We start from the raw sequence: 18,533 nt of genomic DNA, 5'->3' as shown, positions 1-18,533 counted from the left end.
GCTCCCTCTCCCGCTTGGGGGGGGGGGTTGGGGAGGGGGTCTCTCCTCGATCGAGGACCCCAGAGAAGAGAGCCCCCACCCGCCGCGCTCTGGCGCGCAATTGCGCTGCCGAGCGCGTCGCCCTCCCCGCAAGTGGGAGAGGTGCAGCGAGTCCTTGGCGACACTCGATCCGATAAGACTAAACATTCGATCCGTGGATCGCATCGATCACGGCGTCCGTGACCTCCTTCGTGGTCGCCTTGCCTCCGACATCCGGCGTCAGCACGCCCGCGGCGCAGACACGCTCGACGGCGGCCATCAGCCGTAAGGCGGCATCCTTCTCGCCGAGATGCTCGAGCATCTGCGCGCCGGTCCAGAACGTCGCGACCGGGTTGGCGATGCCCTTGCCGGTGATGTCGAACGCCGAGCCGTGGATCGGCTCGAACATCGAGGGGAAGCGGCGCTGCGGATCGATGTTTCCGGTCGGGGCGACGCCGAGGCTTCCCGCCAGCGCGCCGGCGAGATCGGAGAGGATGTCGGCGTGGAGATTGGTTGCGACGATGGTGTCGAGGCTCTTCGGATGCAGCGTCATGCGCACCGTCATGGCGTCGACCAGCATCTTGTCCCAGGTCACGTCAGGGAATTCGCCGGCGACCTCGGCCGCGATCTCGTCCCACATCACCATGCCGTGGCGCTGCGCGTTCGACTTGGTCACGACGGTCAGCAGCTTGCGCGGGCGCGACCGCGCGAGCTGGAACGCATAGCGCATGATCCGCGTGACGCCGACGCGGGTGAAGACGGCGACTTCGGTGCCGACCTCTTCCGGCAGGCCCTTGTGGGCGCGGCCGCCCATGCCGGCATATTCGCCTTCCGAGTTCTCGCGCACGATCACCCAGTCGAGATCGCCGACGCCGACATTGCGCAGCGGCGAGGCGACGCCCGGCAGGATCTTGGTCGGCCGCACATTGGCGTATTGGTCAAAACCCTGGCAGATCGGCAGGCGCAGGCCCCACAGCGTGATGTGGTCGGGCACGTCGGGGGCGCCGACCGCGCCGAAATAGATCGCGTCGAACTTCTTCAGCTCGCTGAGGCCGTCCGCCGGCATCATCACGCCGTGCTTCTTGTAATAATCCGAGCCCCAGTCGAACGTCTTGACGTTGAAGGCGAGATCGCCGCTGCGTTTTGCGAGAGCCTCCAGCACGCGGACGCCGGCCGAGATCACCTCGGGGCCGATGCCGTCGGCGGGGATGGCTGCGATCGAATGGGTGCGCATGGGAAGGCTCCGTTTGAGAGACCGCGCCGGCATATCCGGCCGTCGGCGTCGCTGGCGAATCTAGACGGGAGTGCCGGGCAAACTCAATCGGCGCTGGTTTATACAAAAAAATGATATAATCATCGGGAGGTCGCCACGGCGTCATGGCCGGGCTTGACCCGGCCATCCACGCCTTTCCCCGCGGCCCAAGAACGTGGATGCCCAGGACAAGCCCGGGCATGACGACCTCGCGCAAGTCTCAAGCGCGGTCGGGCGAGGCGAGAGGACGGCGAATGGAATTGCATCAGCTCCGATGCTTCGTGGCGACGGCCGAGCAGCTGCATTTCGGCCGCGCGGCGCAGCAGCTTCAGATGCTGCCCTCCGCGCTCGGCCGGCAGATCCGGCTGCTGGAGGAAGACCTGGGCACTCGGCTGTTCGCGCGGACCACGCGCGTGGTGTCGCTCACCGAGGACGGCACGACGCTGCTGCGCGATGCCCGCACCATCCTCGCCAAGGTCGAGGCGGTCGAGAGCAACCTGCGCAATCGCTCGCGCGCGGGGACCGCGCGGCGGCTGCGGGTCGGTGCTATCGACAGCGCGGCGGCCGGACTGTTGCCGCCGCTCCTGCGCGATTTCCGCGTCAGGCATCCTGACATCGCGGTGCAGCTCCTCGAAGACAAGACTGTCCGGCTGCTGCCGAGGATTTTGACCGGCGCGCTCGATCTCGCCTTCGTCCGTCCGCCTGACCGGCCGGACAAGCGGCTCGAATTCCGCGACCTGCTCCAGGAGAGCGCGATCGTTGCGTTCCCGCGGCGGCACGCGCTGGCCGGGCGCAAAGCGATCACGCTGGCGGATATCGCCGACGAGGCGATGCTGGTGCCGGACCGGCGCTCGCGGCCGCACAGCCACGACCTCACCATAAAGCTGTTCGAACAGGCCGGCCTGACGCCGCGCATCGTTCAGGTCGCCGACGAGAAGCAGACCATCATCAACCTCGTGGCAACGAAGCTCGGGGTCGCGATCGTGCCGCGCTGGACCGCACGGATGGCGGTGACCGGTGTGCGCTTCGTGCCGCTTCGACTGAGGCAGAGCGGGCCGGTGGGCCGGTTGCCGCTTGCCGCCGCCTGGCTGCGCGGCTCGCGCGATCCGGCCCGCGATGCCATGCTGGCGGTTCTGGAAGCCCGCCTGCGCAGCTATGCGCGGGAGGCGTGAGCGGCTATGACATCGGCCAAGACAGAGGCCAGGACAGAGGGATGGTGATGACGGATCAGACCGCTTCAGGCGAATTGCGGGTGGCCATTGCCGGGCTGGGCTCGATCGGCACCAAGATCGCGACCGCGCTCGATCAGGGCATCGAGGGCCTGTCGCTCGCGGCCGTGGCCGTGCGGGATCCCGCCAAGCATCAAGCCTTCATCGACGGCTTGCGTCGCCCACCGACAATCCTGCCGCTCGACCAGCTCGGCAAGGCCGCCGACATCGTCGTCGAATGCGCGCCGAGCAGCCAGCTGCGTGCGATCGTCGAGCCTGCGGTGAAGCGCGGCAAGGCCGCGGTCGTGGTCAGCGTCGGCGGCTTGCTCGACAATTTCGATCTGGTCGATCTCGCCCGCGCCAATGGCGGCCGTATCCTGGTGCCGACCGGCGCGCTGATCGGCCTCGATGCCGTCAACGCCGCCGCAATCGGCACCATCCATTCCGTGAAGATGGTGACCCGCAAGCCGATCGACGGCTTGAAGGGCGCGCCGTTCATCGTTCAGAACAACATCGACATCGACAATCTGCGCGAACCGCTGAAGCTGTTCGAGGGCAGCGCGCGCGAAGCGGCAAAGGGCTTTCCGGCCAACGTCAATGTCGCCGTTGCGTTGTCGCTCGCGGGCATCGGGCCCGATCGCACCGAGATCCAGGTTTGGGCCGACCCGACCGTGACGCGCAACGTTCACCGCATCGAGGTCGAGGCGGACTCAGCGCGCTTCTCGATGGGCATCGAGAACATCCCGTCCGAGAATCCCAAGACCGGCCTGATCACCGCGTTGTCGGTGATCGCGCTGCTCCGCAAGCAGCGCGCCACGCTGTGCGTGGGGACGTGAGCTCCTACGCCCCCGTCACGCGCCAGATCACGTTGCCGACGTCGTCGGCCATCAGTAGCGATTTCCTGTCGGGACCGATCGCGACGCCGACCGGGCGGCCGTAGGATTCCTTCTCGTCCGGCGACAGGAAGCCCGACAGGATGTCGCGCGAGGGGCCGGACGGCTTGCCGTTCGCGAACGGGATGAACACCAGCTTGTAGCCGGACAGCTTGCTGCGATTCCACGAGCCGTGCTGGCCGATCACCATGCCGTCGCCGAAGCCGGGCAGGGTGCCTGCGGGCATCCAGCACAGGCCGAGCGAAGCGGTGTGGCCACCGAGCGCATAGTCCGGTTGAATTGCCTTGGCAACCATCGCCGGATCCTGCGGCACGCGGTCGTCCACCGTCTTGCCCCAGTAGCAATAGGGCCAGCCGTAGAAGCCGCCGTCGCGCACGGAGGTGAGATAGTCGGGCGGCGTCTCGTCGCCGAGGCCGTCGCGCTCGTTGACGACGGTCCAGAGCACCTCCGTATTCGGCTCCCAGGCAAGGCCCACGGGATTGCGCAGGCCGGCCGCAAAGATGCGAGGCGTGCCGGCGACGAGATCGAGCTCGTAGACCGCGGCGCGACCTTGCTCGACCTCCATGCCCATCTCGGCGATGTTGCTGAGCGAGCCGACGCCGGCATAGAGCTTCTTGCCGTCGGGACTGGCGAGCAGGCTGCGCGTCCAGTGGCCGGCGGGCTTGAATGTCGTCAGCCGCTTGCCCGGTGCTGTGATGCGGTCGGCGTCGGCAACGTAAGGAAAAGCCATCACGCCGTCGGTGTTGCCGACGTAGAAAGTGTCGCCGACCAGTGCCATGCCGAACGGCTGGCTGAGGTTCTCCATGAACGCGCCGCGAATCTCCGCAACGCCGTCGCAGTCCTTGTCGCGCAACAGCGTGATGCGGTTGGCGGAGACGCCGAGCGCGGCGGCGCGCCGCATCGTCGCCTGCATCGCATAGTGGAACACGCTGCGCGGGGCGCCCGCGATCTGCGTTGCCTCCGCGATCAGCACGTCGCCATTGGGCAGCACCTCGATCCAGCGCGGATGGTCGAGACCGGTCGCGAACGCATCGACCTTGAGCCCGGGTGCAGCGATCGGCTTCTGTCCGTCGCGCCAGCCGCGTGCGGTCGGCATCTTCAAGGTGGGGATCGCGCCTTGCGGTTTCGCTTCGGGAATGGCGGGCTTTTCGCCCCAGGCCGGCGCGGGCTCGGTGCCCGTCATCTTGCGCCATTGCAGCGCGATGCCGCCGATGAAGGCGACGAACTGCGCGAAGATGCTGGAAAACGTCATGACAAGCCCCCGGTTGCGCGCGCATCCAACTGGCTGACGGGGCCGACGTCAACCTGTGCGGAGCTCAGCAGGGGCCTATTCCCGTGGAATGGCAGCCGATCGAATTTGCATGGGACAGGTCGCGGCGTCGGCCCGAAGATCAACGGCCGATCTGCCGCTCCAGCCGTCGTGCCACGCGAAAATCATCCAAGTGACGGATGTTCGGCGCCAGCGCCGCTTCCCTGGAGAGCAGATGATAGACCCGCGCCACCGTGCGCTGCTTCTGCTTCGTACGCCCGGGGGGCAGCGCTCGCGCCTTGCGGACGGCGGCGATCGCGTGTGCGCGAAAATAATCATAGGCGTCCGACATGGCTCGATGCTCTGCGGCCGTTGACAGATGTCGAGGGCTAACGGACCAGCGGAGGTGTGGTTCCTTGGCGAGTCGGATCGTGCACTCGTGCCCCGGACGCAGCGCAGCGCGTCCGGACAGGAGAGTGACGCCCTCACCGCGGCGACGTGAACGGAATGATCATCGGAACGCGGCGGCAATAGGCGCCATAAGCGTGTTCGCCGAGCTCCTTGGACAGGAACACCTCTTCCATCCGGCCCTTCTGCCACATGCCGAGCGAGATCAGGATCGCGCCGAGGATCGTCGTCACCAAGCCGATCGCAACGCCGGTGACCAGCATCCCGAAGATCAGTCCGGTGTAGATGGGGTGGCGCACCAAGCCATACGGCCCGGTGTCGATGACGCGGTGGTCTTCCTTCTGGGTGATGGTGTTGGACCAGAATTTTCCGAGATGCAGCCGCCCCCACCATGCGAAAGCGATGCCGGCGACGGAGAGGACCGCAGCGATGATGATGCCGGTGTTGCCGAGCACCCAAAGCGGCTTCCAGCCCATGGCTTCCGCAATGAACGGCGTGTACAGGATGCCGCCAACCAGGATCGGCAGGCGATAGCGCTGCGACTCCAGCGTCATGACCTGCTTCTTGGTCTGCCCCTGCCAGAACGAGGCGCCGACCCAGCTGACCAGAAAAGCGAGCCAGATCAGGGCGAGCAGTTGCGTCGGCCAGGTCGTGGTCCAGCCACCCCAGGCGACAGAGAGAAGCTTGCTGAAATCGAAAGACATGAAGGTTCTTTGCGTTTGAAGCGGCGTCAGCTCGCACGCGAGGACAGCGCGTGATGCTTGAGGGCGCCGGAGGGCTGCTGGCCGTTGCGGGCGAGCAGGTGGGTGATGGTTTCGCGCAAGACGGGCTCGATCGGACGCGGCGAATAGCCGAGTTCGGTACGGGCTTTGCCGATCGAAAGATCGCTCGCGGCGAGCGCGATCCGCACGCCCTCGGCGGTGCCGTTGGGCGGCCGGCGCGTGATGTGGTCGGCGATGTATTCGAGCATGATCGCGGAGAGCTCGGCGATCTTGCCGGGTACGACGACGGGAAATTGCCGGCGTCCGCTCATCGTCGACATCATGCGCAGGATGTCGCCGAGCGGGACGCAGTCGCCGCCGAGGATGTAGCGCTGCCCGAGGCGGCCGCGTTCCATGGTCAGGACCAGGCCCATGGCGACGTCGCGGACGTCGACCAGATTGACCAGGAAGTTGAGGTGCGGCTGCACCTTCTTCTGCAGGAAGTACCAGAGCATCGCGGTCGGCGGTGTCAGATGTTGGTCGGCGGCGCCGATCGGCATGGTCGGCGTGCCGATCACCAGCGGGAAGCCCGCTTCTGCCGCTTTGGCGGCATGATGCTCGGCGAGCGATTTCGACCGGGTGTAGGCGCCGGGCATTGCCTCGGCCGGCTGCAGCGCCTCTTCGGCGGGAACGCCCTTGAGGTCGGAATAGGGGAACAGGATCGATTCGGTCGAGCAATGCAGGAAGCGCGAGACGCCGCGCTTCATCGCCGCCGCCAGCACGATCTCGGTGCCGCGGCAATTGACCTCGTGAAAGTCCTGCTTGTTGGCGACCCACATGCCGGGCAGGCCGGCGAGGTGATAGACCTGATCGCAACCGGCGATCGCCGCATCGACCGCGGTACAGTCCAGCACCGAGCCGTGGACGTGCTCGACATCCGCGTTCGCCGCGCTCGGCACACGGACATCGAGAACGCGGACCCGCTGCCCACGGGCGCGGAGCGCTTCTACGAGGTGATGTCCGATGAAGCCACTGCCACCGGTAACCAGGACGAGAGCCATGCAGAAGGTTGCTGTTTCGCTTCGAGCGTTATCGGGTTGAAAGGGAATTGGCCGGAAGAGGCGCCAGAATCGCGGCAAGGTCGCGACGGAAACCCAGTGCAATGAATAATTTTGCCATGACGAACATCGGTCCAAGCAAAAGATGCGAGGGGAACGTGAACAACGAGGCCTCGCGCCCCTCAAAAACCTTGTGGCCGATGGCCTGTGCGGCGAGGCCGAGCACCACCAGCGTGGCGAAAATCGCCCACATCGTCGCGGTGCCGACTTGCGCCGCGATGGTCGTCGCAACCGAAAACAGCACGACGGAGACGGCCAGAATGCCGAGCCCGAGCGCCGCGTCGAGCAGCAGCCAATAAATCAAGACCGGAACAGCCAGGACCACCGCCAGGCTGACGTTGAATCCGAACAGCGGAAGCTTGACCAGCGTCAGCGGCAGCACGGCGCCGGTGAACAGCAGCAGGATGCCGACCACATGCATCGCCGTGTTGCGGGGATCGCGATGGTACTCGACATAAACGGCAAGTTGGCGCTGGAAAAAGCCACCCATTTCGGTCTCATGCAGCACGGGGTCGGGAAGGGCGAATAGAGGCTATAGCACTGGACCGAGCGGTGCACAAACCGGCACTTTTGTCGCGTGAAACCGTGCGCGCGCGCCCGGGACAGGCTGCAAAATAATCCGCACTTCAAGGGGTTCCGTCAGCCGCGGAGCCGCCTTCGCTCAGCGCTTCTTGGCGGGCTTTTTCGCCGCAGGCGCTGGCGTCGCAGCCGGACGCGTCTCTTCCGGCAGCTTGGCATAAGTCAGGATCTGCAACTGGCCGTTGACGGCGGAGGTCGGCTTGGCCCGATCGAGAAACTGCTCCTCGCCGAGGCCGATCGGATGCAGCCGCTTGGTCGAGATCTTGAAGGTGTTCACCAGGACGTCACGGATTGCATCGGCCCGGCGCTGACTCAGGATCGCATTGGCCTCGCGCGTCTTCGAATTGGATTCGACGTGGCCGACGATCAGGAAAGTGTAGGGCAGCAGCGAGGAATGAACCAGCGCGTCCGCAATGCGGCCAACGGTCTGGTAGGACGCCGGCTGGATGATCGGCGTGTCGGCGTCGAACTGGATCTGCGCATTGAAGGCGGGCAGCTTGGCGAGCTCCGGCGCGATCAGCGGCCGGTTCACCGGCCCCGGATCGTTCTTGATCCTGGTCTTGGCGCGCTCCATCACCTGCTGCTTCAGCGCGGGCAGGTCAACCTCGGCGGCCTCTTCGAAATGGTTCAGCTTCGCGACAATGTCGTCGCGGGTCGGCGCCGCCGTCTGCGCGCCGGCGGGGCCCGCGAGCAAAGCGAGACCCAGCGCCAAGCCCAGTCCTGCGGTAGCGAGCCCGGTCGCGCGCATCAGCGATACCCCGCGTCGTCAACGGCCTTCAGGCAGTTGTTGCTGATGCCCTTGGGCGTCGAGACCAGGCACGGGATCGACTTGCTGGTCTCCTTGGTCGAGCCGCCGCAGACCTTGACGATCTCGCGCTGGCAGGCGTTCGCTACCGTCACGCGCGCGGCGACGCGCTTCTGGATGGCGTCGAACACGCCGAGATAGTCGCTCGTGCATTGCGGCGAGAGCACGTCGCGATTGCGCGACAGGCATTCCTTCAGCCGGTTCGAATCCGGGTTGACGCCGCGGCAATTGGCGACGATTTCCGCCCCGCAGCTCGCCGCCAGCTTGCCGATCGAATCGCCAAAGCTCATGGTCTCCGCCGCCGCAAGCGACGGCATCCCCAATGCAAGCACGATCAATGTGACGGAGCCCCGGACCATGGGTTGCATCTGATACGGGGAAGTTCGCGGCGGTCAAGGGGCGTTCGGGCGAGAACTGTCGAGAGTTGCGCAGTGCGGCGAACAGTCCTCACTCGGCCTCAGCGAGGGGCGGCCAGTCGACCAGGGCGACGGTATGGTTCCTGAGGTCCTCGGCAACCTCGGGATCGGCCTTGAGCTCGTCCAGCGTCCGCGGCGGGGGCAGCTGGCGCCCGTCCGCGGTCAGCTCCTGCGCATAGAATGCGAGCGCCTCGGGCGCATTCTCCAGGGCCTCCTCGACGTCGTCGCCGCCGGAGATGCAACCGGGCAGGTCCGGAAACCACAAGCTCACGGTTTCGTCCGGGTCGGCATCCTCGATGATGGCAACGTACTGAGCCATATATCGGGTCTCACGCCCGCTGCACGAAACTGTCCACGACCTTCTTCTCGCCGGCCTTGTCGAAGGCGATGGTGAGCTTGTTGCCGTCGATCTTGGTGACGCGGCCATAGCCGAATTTCTGGTGGAAGACGCGGTCTTCCAGCGAGAATTCGGACGTCGTGCCGGTCGATTTGGCGACCAGCTCGCCTTCGATCGTCAAGGGCCCGCGCCGGCGCGAGGCGAAGCTGCCGAAATCGGGACCGGATGACGAGGAGGTCGAGAATGTCGCGGCCTCTTCCTCGAAGCCGCCGCTTCGGCCGCCGCCATTGCGACTGCCGCCGCGATTCCGGTTCGCCTGCGCGCGCTGCCAGCCTGGGGTCGAATAGCTGGAGCCGAACGCCTCCATGTCGTCGAAGCGCGAGGCGCCGTAGCCGCCGCTGCCGCCCCATCCAGAGCCGCCCTTGGACTCCGTGATCTCGACATTGGCCGCCGGCAATTCGTCGAGGAAGCGCGACGGGATCGTGGTCGACCAGGTGCCATGGATCCGGCGATTGGTCGCGAAATAGATCTTTGCGCGGCGGCGGGCGCGGGTCAGACCGACATGGCCGAGCCGGCGCTCTTCTTCCAGGCCGGCGCGGCCCTGTTCGTCCAAGGTGCGCTGGCTCGGGAACAGGCCTTCCTCCCAGCCGGGCAGGAACACGTTGTCGAATTCGAGCCCCTTGGCCGAATGCAGCGTCATCAGCGACACCGCGTCGTCCTCGGCGCCACCCTCGCGGTCCATCACCAGCGAGATGTGCTCCAGGAACCCTTGCAGGTTCTCGAACTCCTCCATCGAGCGCACCAGCTCTTTCAGGTTCTCCAGCCGGCCCGCGGCGTCCGCCGAGCGGTCCTTCTGCCACATCTCGGTATAGCCGCTCTCGTCGAGCACGATCTGGGCGAGATCGGTGTGCGCGGTGACCTCGCGCTGCGCGCGCCAGCGCTCGAATTGGGCGATGAGATCGCGAAGCGAGCCGCGCGCCTTCGGCTTCAGCTCGTCGGTCTCGACCACCGCGCGCGCCGCCTCGAACAGGGGAATGCGGCGCTTGCGGGCGTGATCGTGCAGCATCTGCACGGTGGCATCGCCAAGCCCGCGCTTCGGCGTATTGACGATACGCTCGAAGGCGAGATCGTCGGCCGGCGAATTGATGACGCGCAAATAGGCCAGCGCGTCGCGGATTTCGGCGCGCTCGTAGAAGCGCGGGCCGCCGATGACGCGATAGGGCAGGCCCAGCGTGACGAAACGGTCCTCGAATTCGCGCATCTGGTAGGAGGCGCGCACGAGGATGGCGATCTCGTTGAGCTTCTCGCCCTGGCGCTGCAGCTGCTCGATCTCCTCGCCGATGCCGCGGGCTTCCTCTTCCGAATCCCATGAGCCCGTGACGGTGACCTTCTCGCCGTCCTGATCCTCGGTGCGCAGCGTCTTGCCGAGCCGGCCTTCATTGTGCGCGATCAGGTGCGAGGCGGCGGCGAGGATGTGGCCGGTGGAGCGGTAATTGCGCTCCAGGCGGATGACCTTGGCGCCCGGGAAATCGTGCTCGAAGCGCAGGATGTTGTCGACCTCGGCACCGCGCCAGCCGTAGATCGACTGGTCGTCGTCACCGACGCAGCAGATATTTTTGGTCTTCTCCTTCTCCCCGCTTTCGGGGAGAAGGCCGGGATGAGGGGGAGTCTCCACGAGCTCGGTGCTTGGAGAGGCCCCCTCACCCGCATCGCTTCGCGATGCCACCTCTCCCCGCAAGCGGGGAGAGGTGGAAGAAGGCGCCTGCGACAGCAGCCGCAGCCAAAGATATTGCGCGACGTTCGTATCCTGGTACTCGTCGACCAGGATGAACTTGAAGCGCTGCTGGTACTGCCTGAGGATATCAGGGTGCTCGCGGAAGATGCGGATGTTCTCGAGCAGGAGATCGCCGAAATCGGCCGCGTTCAGGATCTTCAGCCGCTCCTGGTAGCTCGCATAGAGCTTGCCGCCCTTACCATTGGCGAACATCGCGGCTTCGCCCGACGGTACCTGTGAAGGCATCAGGCCGCGGTTCTTCCAGCCGTCGATCAGGCCGGCCAGCATCCGCGCCGGCCAGCGTTTCTCGTCGATGTTCTCGGCCTGCAGCAGCTGCTTGAGCAGCCGGACCTGGTCGTCGACGTCGAGCACGGTGAAGTTCGACTTGAGCTGCGCCAGCTCGGCATGGATGCGCAGGATGCGGCCGCCGATGGAGTGGAAGGTGCCGAGCCATGGCATGCCTTCGACGGCGTGGCCGAGCATTTGGCCGAGCCGGTGCTTCATCTCGCGCGCGGCCTTATTGGTGAAGGTCACCGACAGGATCTCGGCCGGGCGGGCGCGGCCCTGGCTCAAGATGTGCGCGATGCGCGTGGTCAGGACGCGGGTCTTGCCGGTGCCGGCGCCGGCCAGCACCAGGACCGGGCCATCCAGCGTCTCCACTGCCTCGCGCTGCTCCGGATTGAGCCCGGCGAGGTATTTCGGGCCCACCGAGGCGCGCGCACGCGCGGCGATGCCGCCGGCTGCGGGCTGGTGGTCGGGTACGGCTGTGATCTTGCTCGGCTCGGTCATGCGAATCATCGGCCCCACGATGGCACCGCGGGGTGGTGGAAGGGAGCCTTCTTAACAGGGATTGGTGCCTATATGGGGCGCCGGGCCGGGTTTTCCACGTGCGCGGCAGGCCGATTTGTTCCAGCTGAGCCAGCGAATTTCGCTCCCGCCGGGACCGGAACTATCGTTCTCGCGTCGAGATTGTCAGGACAGGTGGCGCGGCCAGCCGCGTCGATCGCAGACACATCAAGACGAGGGTTTGACCATGCTAGGCTGGGTTGTGACGTTTCTGGTTATCGCACTGATCGCCGGCATCCTGGGCTTCGGCGGCGTCGCCGGCGCTTCGATCGAGATCGCCAAGATCATCTTCTTCATCGCAGTCGTTCTGTTCCTGGTCTCGGCCGTCGTCGGCCTCGCCCGCGGCCGCAACAGAATATAGCTGCGATGTTCACCTCTCTCCGACGGGGAGAGGTGAACCACAGGCGGCAGACGGCGCCTGAGCCACTAACGCTTCGAGGGCATCGCCACGCTCCGGCCGATGCCCTCGGGTCGCGTCAAGGCGCTGTGGGACTTGGCAACTCCAGCAATGCGCTGCTGGATGTCGGTCGGAAAAGGCGCGACGCGCCGCGCATTCATGTCCATGTGCAGTGACATGTTCTCGGACGTCGCCGACAGCCAGCCCTCGGTGCCGTGCCGCATCTCCTCGAATGTGTGCAGCCGCTTTTCATCGGCGTCGAGCAGCCAGACTAAGATCTGCACGGGATCGCCGAGATGGATCTCCCGCAAATAGCGCACGTGGCATTCGGCGGTGAAGGTCGAGCCGTGGCGCTCTGTCTTGTAGACCGGGCCAATCCCGAGCTCGAGCCAGAACTCGTCGATCGCCCGATCGAACATCACGTTGTAATAGGCCATGTTGAGATGGCCGTTATAGTCGATCCATTGCGGCTCGACCTGCATGATCGAGGAGCGAAACGGCTCTGCGTTCGGCGCTGTGGCGGCAATCTCCGGCATGTGTCCTTCCCAAGCTATGCGTCCGGTCCCTTGACTTGACCGGTTATATGTCCTTTGCCACGGTCTCTTCTCGTCGGGAGGAATTCCGTGGGTACGACCATCACCAATAATCCGCCGCGGCCGGAGCCGAAAGCCCTCGCAAGCGCGCTGGAGCAGCTTGCCGCGCGCTTCGGCAACCGCCTCATCACCTCGCAGGCCGTGCGCGAGCAGCACGGCCATACCACCACCTGGATACCCAACCAGCCGCCCGACGGCGTGGTGATGGCGCAGGAGACCGCCGACATCCAGGACGTGGTGCGGATCTGCGCCAGACATCGCGTGCCCGTCATTCCCTTCGGCACCGGCACCTCGCTGGAGGGGCAGGTCAACGCGCCCGCGGGCGGCATCTCGATCGACCTGCGCGACATGAACAAGGTGCTCGCGGTGCATGCCGAAGACCTCGACTGCGTGATCCAGCCCGGCGTCACCCGCAAGGCGCTCAACGAGCATCTGCGTGACCAGGGCCTGTTCTTCCCGATCGATCCCGGCGCGGATGCCTCGCTCGGCGGCATGGCCTCGACCCGCGCCTCCGGCACCAATGCGGTGCGCTACGGCACCATGCGCGACAGCGTTCTGGCGCTGAAAGTGGTGCGCGGCGACGGCGAGATCATCACCACGGGCACGCGCGCCAAGAAATCGTCCGCCGGCTACGATCTCACGCATCTGTTCGTCGGCGCCGAAGGCACGCTCGGCATCATCTCGGAATTGACGATCCGCCTTCGCGGCATCCCCGAGACGATCGCGGCCGGTGCGGTGTCGTTCGAGACCGTGCACGGCGCCTGCCAGGCCGTGATCCTGGCGATCCAGACCGGCATTCCCGTCGCGCGCATCGAGCTGCTCAATGCCGCGCAGGTCAAGGCCTGCAACGCCTATTCCAAGCTGACGCTGCCGGAGACGCCGCTGCTGCTGATGGAATTCCACGGCAGCGAGATCGAGGTCGCCGAGCAATCCAAGGCGTTCGGCGAGATCGCGAGGGACTGCGGCGGGGGCGATTTCTCCTGGACCACTAAGCCGGAGGACCGCACCAAGCTGTGGCAGGCGCGGCACGATGCTTATTGGTCGGTGAAGGCGCTGCGGCCCGGCGACAGCATCGGCGTGGTCGCGACCGACGTCTGCGTGCCGATCTCGCGGCTCGCCGACTGCGTCAGCGAGACCGAGGAGGATCTCAAGCGCCTCAATTTGCTGTCGCCGATCGTCGGCCATGTCGGTGACGGCAATTTCCACTGCTCGCTGGTGTGCGACACCAACGACGCCAACGAGATGGCGCGCGGCGAGGAGTTCATGCATCGTCTGGTCGAGCGTGCGCAGGCCATGGACGGCACCTGCACCGGCGAACACGGCATCGGCCAAGGCAAGCAGAAATATCTCGAGGCCGAGCTCGGCCCCGAGGCGCTCGATGCGATGCGGGCGCTGAAGCAGGCACTCGATCCGCTCAACATCTTCAATCCCGGCAAGATCGTGCCGGAGGCATAAGGCGGCGCCCTCCGGAACCGGGAACTTTCGGCAATCCTGCCGGTTCCAATTCCCGCCAATTTCCGATGCTCAATGGCAGGGCTTTGCGCGGGAGGGTGCGATGGTGCGACCGGTCATGGGAATTGCCGCGGTGGCCTTTGCCTGCATGCTTGCGGGGGCCGCGTTCGCGAAGGGCGGACACGGCGGCGGCCATGGAGGTGGGCATGGCGGCGGGCGCGGCGGCGGTCACCACGGCGGCCATTTCCGCGGCCACGGCGGCGGGCATGCGCATGGCGGGCATCATCGCGCCACGCGGTTCACAACCGGCGCCCGGCGTGGCGGCCCGAGCTTCGGCCAGATCCGCAATGCCGCGATACGGCCGGCGAACTTCCGCAACGCCTGGAACGCCAGCGCCTTCCGCAACGGCCGGCTGATCAGCAATCCGGCGGCCCGCGCGCAGATTGCCGCGGCGGCGGCACTCGCCGGCTGGAGCGGTGCAAGCAGCGGATGGTGGCAACATCCCGGCGGCGGCTACGGCTGGGTCGGGCCGCTGTTCTGGCCGTTCGCCTATAACGATCTCTACGATTACACGATCTGGGGCGACGGGCTCGGCTTCTGGGGCTACGGCTATCCGGACATCTATGCCGGCATTTTCGGCCCCTATGGCTATGATCGGCTATCGGCTTATCTGCCACAGCAGCCGCAGGGACGGCGGCGGGCGCGCAGCGCGCCGCTCGATCAGCTCTGCGGCAGCGATCGCCGCGCCATCGTCGGCCTGCCGATCGATCAGATCGCAGCCGCGGTGCAGCCGACGAACGCGCAAGGCGCTGCTCTCGATGCGCTCGGCAACGCCTCGGTCGACGCGGCAGCGTTGATCCGCACCTCCTGTCCGACGCAGGCCGCGGCGACGGCGCCCGGCCGGCTCGCCGCCATGCAGCAGCGGGTCGAGGCGATGCAGAAGGCCGTCGATTTGGTTCAGCCTGCGCTGGACCAGTTCTATGGTTCGCTCAACGACGAGCAGAAGGCGCGCTTCAATGCGCTTGCCGACGATCAACGTCGTGCCGCGGCATCGAACAATGCGGGCGGATCGTCGGTGCAGACTTGCAGCCCGTCCGCCGCGTTCGATTGGCCCGGCGCCACGATCGAAGAACGGCTTCGTCCGAACGACACTCAGCGCGCGGCACTCCAGGTGCTCCAGGACACCAGCGCCAAAGTTAGCACGTCGCTCAAGGCGTCCTGCGAGCCCAATGAGGTGATGACGCCTCCGGCCCGCATGGCCGCGATCCGCAAGCGCCTCGATGTCATGCTGGACGGAATCAAGTCGGTCCGGGCGGCGCTCGATGATTTCTACGCCACGCTCAACGACGAGCAGAAGGCGCAGTTCGAGGCGATCGGCCCGCGCCGCATGTCCTGAACGCCGTGAGCAATTGAAGACCATTGGTGGGGCAATGAAGTGGTTCGCGAGGCGAGAGCCGGCAGACGTCTGGGACGAGCCGATCGGGGGGCCGCTCGGCGACATCGACGCAGCCGACCGGATTCGCAACATCTGCCAGGCTGCGCGGGCGATTGCCGAAGCCGCCGGCGCTTCGGCGCCGACCAGCACGCGCGAGCGCTATGAGCGCGCAGCCCGCGCTGCCATGGAGATCGCGATGAAGATCTCCGACGATCTGATGCGCGACGACGCCGTGCGCCGCATCGTGGATCTCTGCATGAAGGCTGAGGACATCAAGACGGCGCAGATCTTGTCGCGTGCGATCCAGGCAGGCTGGATTCGAGAAGCCGTGCTCCGGGACCATCCGGCTCTGTCGCAATGAGTTCGGCTCGCGCGATTGGCGCGAGCCGAATGTTGCTGGTGACGGACCGGCTCAGTATCTGCGGTAGCCACCGCTGTTATGGTCGCCGCCGCGGCCGCCCATTCCCATGCCGAGGCCGATCCCCACGCCGATGCCGATGCCCTGCATCACGGCCTCCGGCGGCGGGCCGCGATCCGGCGGCGGCGCGCGCTCGTAGACCACTTGCTCGGACGGCGGCCGTCGCTTGGGCGGCGTCTCGACCACCTTGCGCTTCGGCGGGGTCTCGTCGACGCGCTTCTTGATCACGGGCGGGACCGGCGTTGCCGGGGTCGCGGGCGTCGAGCACGGGCAGGTCGGCGCCATCGCGACCGCGACGGGCGTCGCCGCGGCGGCCACGGGCACGGTGTAGTTGCGGTTCTGCACGCGCAGCAGCAGCCGGCGCGCGGTTGCCGCGAGATCGCTGTTGTCCCAGTTCGCGAGGTATGCCTCGAACGAGGCGCGGGTGTTGATCGCGGTGGCACGCTCCCACGCCAGCATCTGGCGACGCCGCTCCAGCACGGTGCGGACGCGCGGCGTACGGGTGTCCTGGGCGTACAGCTCGATATAGGCCTGATACGCCTCCACGGTGTCCTCGGTGATCACGAGCTCATAGGCGACCATGGCAGGCTTGCCCTGCAACGTCTTGCGCCAGTCCGCGACGCTGCGCGTGCCGCCGGCGAGCGCCATGGCGGATGCTCCGGGAAGAGCAGGGGCACTGCCGCCGCTCTCGCCGAAGAACCTGAAATCGGTGGTCAGCGAGGAGCTTTCCCAGGGAATCTGCCGGCCGTCGGTCGACTGCGCCACCGCGACACGGATGCGCTTGAACATCTCCTCGATCGGCAGGTTCGGCTGCTTGGCGACCGTCAGCACGGCCGTCGTGTAGGGGCTGTCGAGGCCGTTGCCGTCCTCGGCCTCGGCGCCGGGCGAGGTCGAATAGGAGATGAATGAGCCGGGCGCGCCGGCCTTGGTGTCGACGATCGCAAGGCCATGGCCGGCTCCGCGGAGCGCGGGGAACGGGTTGTTGCGGCAGGCATCGAGCATGAAGATGCGCGCCCGCGTCGGCAGCGCGCCGAGCGTGTTGAGCATGTCGTTCAGCCGCACGCCCTGCAGCGGGATGTCGGCCTCGCGCTTGGGATCGAGATCGACAGGAACCAGATAGTTCTCGCCGTCGATCTGAAGGCCGTGGCCGGCATAGAACACCAGCGCGACGGTGTCGGGGCCGCTGGCACTGACCTTGCCGGCGAAGTCCGAGATCGCGGCGCGCATCTCGGTCTGCGCCAGATTGGCCGCCGTGGTGACGGTGAAGCCCGCGCTGCCGAGCAGCTCCGTCATGCCCTTGGCGTCGTTGGCGGCGTTCGGCAGCTCCGGCACGGTGCGATAGGCCGATTGGCCGATCACCAGCGCAAGCCGCGCTTCGGCGGCCGCGTCCGTGGGCGTCACCAACTGGGTGAGTGCGAGAAGACCGGACGCAAGAACCAAATTCGAAAAGACTGGACGGCGCATGATGTCACCTCCAACGGCAATGCGCACGATGATGGCACTATTTCTAAGTCCGCGCCATGAGGGCGTCTGTGCGCTGGATCACTCAAGGGCCGCGGCAAAATGGGGCAGGGTATCTGCCGCAGCCGTCCCTGTGCTAGACCTTTCGACCGCGCTGCCGCGGGCATTCTGCCAGTGAGGGAGGCTTGTCGTGAAGGTTCTGCTCGCGCACACCCCGGAGATGCGGCGCAATTATTACGGCGATCGCAGCCTGAACGGCCTGCGGGCGGCCGCCGAGGTGATCCTGCACGAGAAGGATGAGCCGCTGGACGCCGCCGGCCTGGTGCGCGCAGCCAAAGACGCCGACATCATCGTCGCCGACCGCATGACCGAAGGGCGCGGCGAGATCTTTGCGCAATTGCCGCGTCTGCGGGCCTTCGTCCGCTGCGCCGTCGACATCCGCAATGTCGCCGTGGATGCGGCCTCGCAAGCCGGCGTGCTCGTGACCCGCGCCGGGCCCGGCTTCGTGCAGGCCGTGGCCGAGCTCGCGCTCGGCTTCATGGTCGATCTCTCCCGCGGCGTGTCGCGGACCACCGCAGATTACCAGGCAGGCCGCAAGCCGGAAGCACGGATGGGCCGCCAACTCGCCGGCAGCCGGATCGGCATCATCGGCTACGGCAGCATCGGGCGCTACCTCGCCGAGATCGCAAAAGTGCTGCGCATGGAGGTATTGGTCTCCGATCCCTTCGTAACCGTCAGCGATGCCGCGATCCGGCAGGTCGATCTCGACGAGCTCCTCGCCGCATCGGACTATGTCGTCTGCCTCGCCATCGCCAACGAGCAGACCGAAAACCTGATCGGGGAGGCGGCGCTGGCGCGCATGCAGAAGCACGCCGTCTTCATCAATCTCTCGCGCGGCAATCTGGTCGACGAGGCCGCATTGGCAGGCGCGCTGCGTGAGGGCCGCATCGCCGGCGCCGCCATGGATGTCGGCCGCGCGCCGGACCAGATGCCGACGCCCGATCTTGCCAAGCTGCCGAATGTCATCGCGACGCCCCATGTCGGCGGGCTGACGCCGCAGGCCATCGAATACCAGTCGCTGGAGACCGTGCGACAGGTCGAGACCATCGCGAGGGGAGAAATCCCGCAAGGCGCCGTCAACGCCGATCGCTGGACGCGGCGGCCGTGAAGGGT

The 18,533-nt window shown here is 66.5% G+C and carries 19 protein-coding genes; 7 read left to right on the top strand and 12 right to left on the bottom strand.

Annotated elements, in window-relative coordinates:
* Nucleotides 1–178 precede the first annotated feature (178 nt).
* On the bottom strand, nucleotides 179–1,252 hold the full coding sequence (locus I6F24_RS33980; RefSeq protein ID WP_036006429.1) for a tartrate dehydrogenase: 1,074 nt from the start codon (nucleotides 1,250–1,252) through the stop codon (nucleotides 179–181).
* Nucleotides 1,253–1,524: 272 nt separating this feature from the next.
* On the opposite strand from I6F24_RS33980, the gene I6F24_RS33975 reads away from it, so the two are divergent.
* On the top strand, nucleotides 1,525–2,442 hold the full coding sequence (locus I6F24_RS33975) for a LysR family transcriptional regulator (RefSeq protein ID WP_225150279.1): 918 nt from the start codon (nucleotides 1,525–1,527) through the stop codon (nucleotides 2,440–2,442).
* Between the two features lie 47 nt (nucleotides 2,443–2,489).
* Nucleotides 2,490–3,314, top strand: coding sequence for an aspartate dehydrogenase (locus I6F24_RS33970; RefSeq protein WP_036006458.1), 825 nt, complete (start codon nucleotides 2,490–2,492; stop codon nucleotides 3,312–3,314).
* Between the two features lie 4 nt (nucleotides 3,315–3,318).
* On the opposite strand, the gene I6F24_RS33965 is transcribed toward I6F24_RS33970, so the two are convergent.
* The 9 genes from I6F24_RS33965 to I6F24_RS33925 all read right to left on the bottom strand — a co-directional run bounded on the left by I6F24_RS33965 (nucleotide 3,319) and on the right by I6F24_RS33925 (nucleotide 11,556).
* The gene (locus I6F24_RS33965; RefSeq protein ID WP_225150281.1) at nucleotides 3,319–4,623 is read right to left on the bottom strand and encodes a sorbosone dehydrogenase family protein; all 1,305 of its coding nucleotides are present in this window, start codon (nucleotides 4,621–4,623) and stop codon (nucleotides 3,319–3,321) included.
* A gap of 139 nt (nucleotides 4,624–4,762) precedes the next feature.
* Nucleotides 4,763–4,972: a hypothetical protein gene (locus tag I6F24_RS33960; protein ID WP_157284748.1), complete on the bottom strand. Its 210-nt coding sequence runs from the start codon at nucleotides 4,970–4,972 to the stop codon at nucleotides 4,763–4,765.
* Nucleotides 4,973–5,105: 133 nt separating this feature from the next.
* Entirely contained in the window at nucleotides 5,106–5,732 is a 627-nt protein-coding gene (locus I6F24_RS33955) for an isoprenylcysteine carboxylmethyltransferase family protein (protein WP_225150282.1), read from the bottom strand.
* Nucleotides 5,733–5,758: 26 nt separating this feature from the next.
* On the bottom strand, nucleotides 5,759–6,790 hold the full coding sequence (locus I6F24_RS33950) for an NAD-dependent epimerase/dehydratase family protein (protein ID WP_225150284.1): 1,032 nt from the start codon (nucleotides 6,788–6,790) through the stop codon (nucleotides 5,759–5,761).
* 28 nt (nucleotides 6,791–6,818) lie between these two features.
* Nucleotides 6,819–7,337: an Mpo1-like protein gene (locus tag I6F24_RS33945; RefSeq protein WP_036006444.1), complete on the bottom strand. Its 519-nt coding sequence runs from the start codon at nucleotides 7,335–7,337 to the stop codon at nucleotides 6,819–6,821.
* Between the two features lie 171 nt (nucleotides 7,338–7,508).
* Entirely contained in the window at nucleotides 7,509–8,174 is a 666-nt protein-coding gene (locus tag I6F24_RS33940; RefSeq protein WP_036006447.1) for an OmpA family protein, read from the bottom strand.
* A complete protein-coding gene (locus I6F24_RS33935; RefSeq protein WP_036006450.1) occupies nucleotides 8,174–8,590 on the bottom strand; it encodes a hypothetical protein in 417 nt (138 codons plus the stop codon). Before I6F24_RS33935 ends, I6F24_RS33940 begins: the two co-directional genes overlap by 1 nt.
* A gap of 88 nt (nucleotides 8,591–8,678) precedes the next feature.
* A complete protein-coding gene (locus I6F24_RS33930) occupies nucleotides 8,679–8,966 on the bottom strand; it encodes a type II toxin-antitoxin system HicB family antitoxin (protein ID WP_036024931.1) in 288 nt (95 codons plus the stop codon).
* Between the two features lie 10 nt (nucleotides 8,967–8,976).
* Nucleotides 8,977–11,556, bottom strand: a complete 2,580-nt coding sequence (locus I6F24_RS33925; RefSeq protein ID WP_225150286.1) for a UvrD-helicase domain-containing protein — start codon at nucleotides 11,554–11,556, stop codon at nucleotides 8,977–8,979.
* A gap of 235 nt (nucleotides 11,557–11,791) precedes the next feature.
* Between I6F24_RS33925 and I6F24_RS33920 the strand changes: the two genes are divergently transcribed.
* Nucleotides 11,792–11,965 carry a DUF1328 domain-containing protein gene (locus I6F24_RS33920; protein WP_036006471.1) on the top strand — a complete coding sequence of 58 codons (174 nt, stop codon included), beginning with the start codon at nucleotides 11,792–11,794 and terminating at the stop codon, nucleotides 11,963–11,965.
* Between the two features lie 65 nt (nucleotides 11,966–12,030).
* Here the strand turns inward: I6F24_RS33920 and I6F24_RS33915 are convergent, their stop codons facing one another.
* Nucleotides 12,031–12,537, bottom strand: a complete 507-nt coding sequence (locus I6F24_RS33915; protein ID WP_225150288.1) for a thioesterase family protein — start codon at nucleotides 12,535–12,537, stop codon at nucleotides 12,031–12,033.
* 87 nt (nucleotides 12,538–12,624) lie between these two features.
* Here I6F24_RS33915 and I6F24_RS33910 point away from each other — a divergent pair, with 87 nt between their 5' ends.
* The 3 genes from I6F24_RS33910 to I6F24_RS33900 all read left to right on the top strand — a co-directional run bounded on the left by I6F24_RS33910 (nucleotide 12,625) and on the right by I6F24_RS33900 (nucleotide 15,842).
* The gene (locus I6F24_RS33910) at nucleotides 12,625–14,049 is read left to right on the top strand and encodes an FAD-linked oxidase C-terminal domain-containing protein (RefSeq protein ID WP_225150290.1); all 1,425 of its coding nucleotides are present in this window, start codon (nucleotides 12,625–12,627) and stop codon (nucleotides 14,047–14,049) included.
* Nucleotides 14,050–14,149: 100 nt separating this feature from the next.
* Complete coding sequence (locus tag I6F24_RS33905) at nucleotides 14,150–15,442, top strand: Spy/CpxP family protein refolding chaperone (RefSeq protein WP_225150291.1); 1,293 nt, start codon at nucleotides 14,150–14,152, stop codon at nucleotides 15,440–15,442.
* Between the two features lie 34 nt (nucleotides 15,443–15,476).
* Nucleotides 15,477–15,842 carry a hypothetical protein gene (locus I6F24_RS33900; RefSeq protein ID WP_036006488.1) on the top strand — a complete coding sequence of 122 codons (366 nt, stop codon included), beginning with the start codon at nucleotides 15,477–15,479 and terminating at the stop codon, nucleotides 15,840–15,842.
* A 51-nt stretch (nucleotides 15,843–15,893) separates the two neighbouring features.
* On the opposite strand, the gene I6F24_RS33895 is transcribed toward I6F24_RS33900, so the two are convergent.
* On the bottom strand, nucleotides 15,894–17,363 hold the full coding sequence (locus I6F24_RS33895; protein WP_225150293.1) for a caspase family protein: 1,470 nt from the start codon (nucleotides 17,361–17,363) through the stop codon (nucleotides 15,894–15,896).
* A gap of 187 nt (nucleotides 17,364–17,550) precedes the next feature.
* Between I6F24_RS33895 and I6F24_RS33890 the strand changes: the two genes are divergently transcribed.
* Complete coding sequence (locus I6F24_RS33890) at nucleotides 17,551–18,528, top strand: hydroxyacid dehydrogenase (RefSeq protein ID WP_225150295.1); 978 nt, start codon at nucleotides 17,551–17,553, stop codon at nucleotides 18,526–18,528.
* Nucleotides 18,529–18,533 lie beyond the last annotated feature (5 nt).

Origin of the sequence: Bradyrhizobium sp. BRP23, from assembly GCF_020194135.1 — a bacterium.
Taxonomy (GTDB): Bacteria; Pseudomonadota; Alphaproteobacteria; order Rhizobiales; family Xanthobacteraceae; genus Bradyrhizobium; species Bradyrhizobium yuanmingense.
This window is presented reverse-complemented; position numbering and strand designations above follow the sequence as displayed.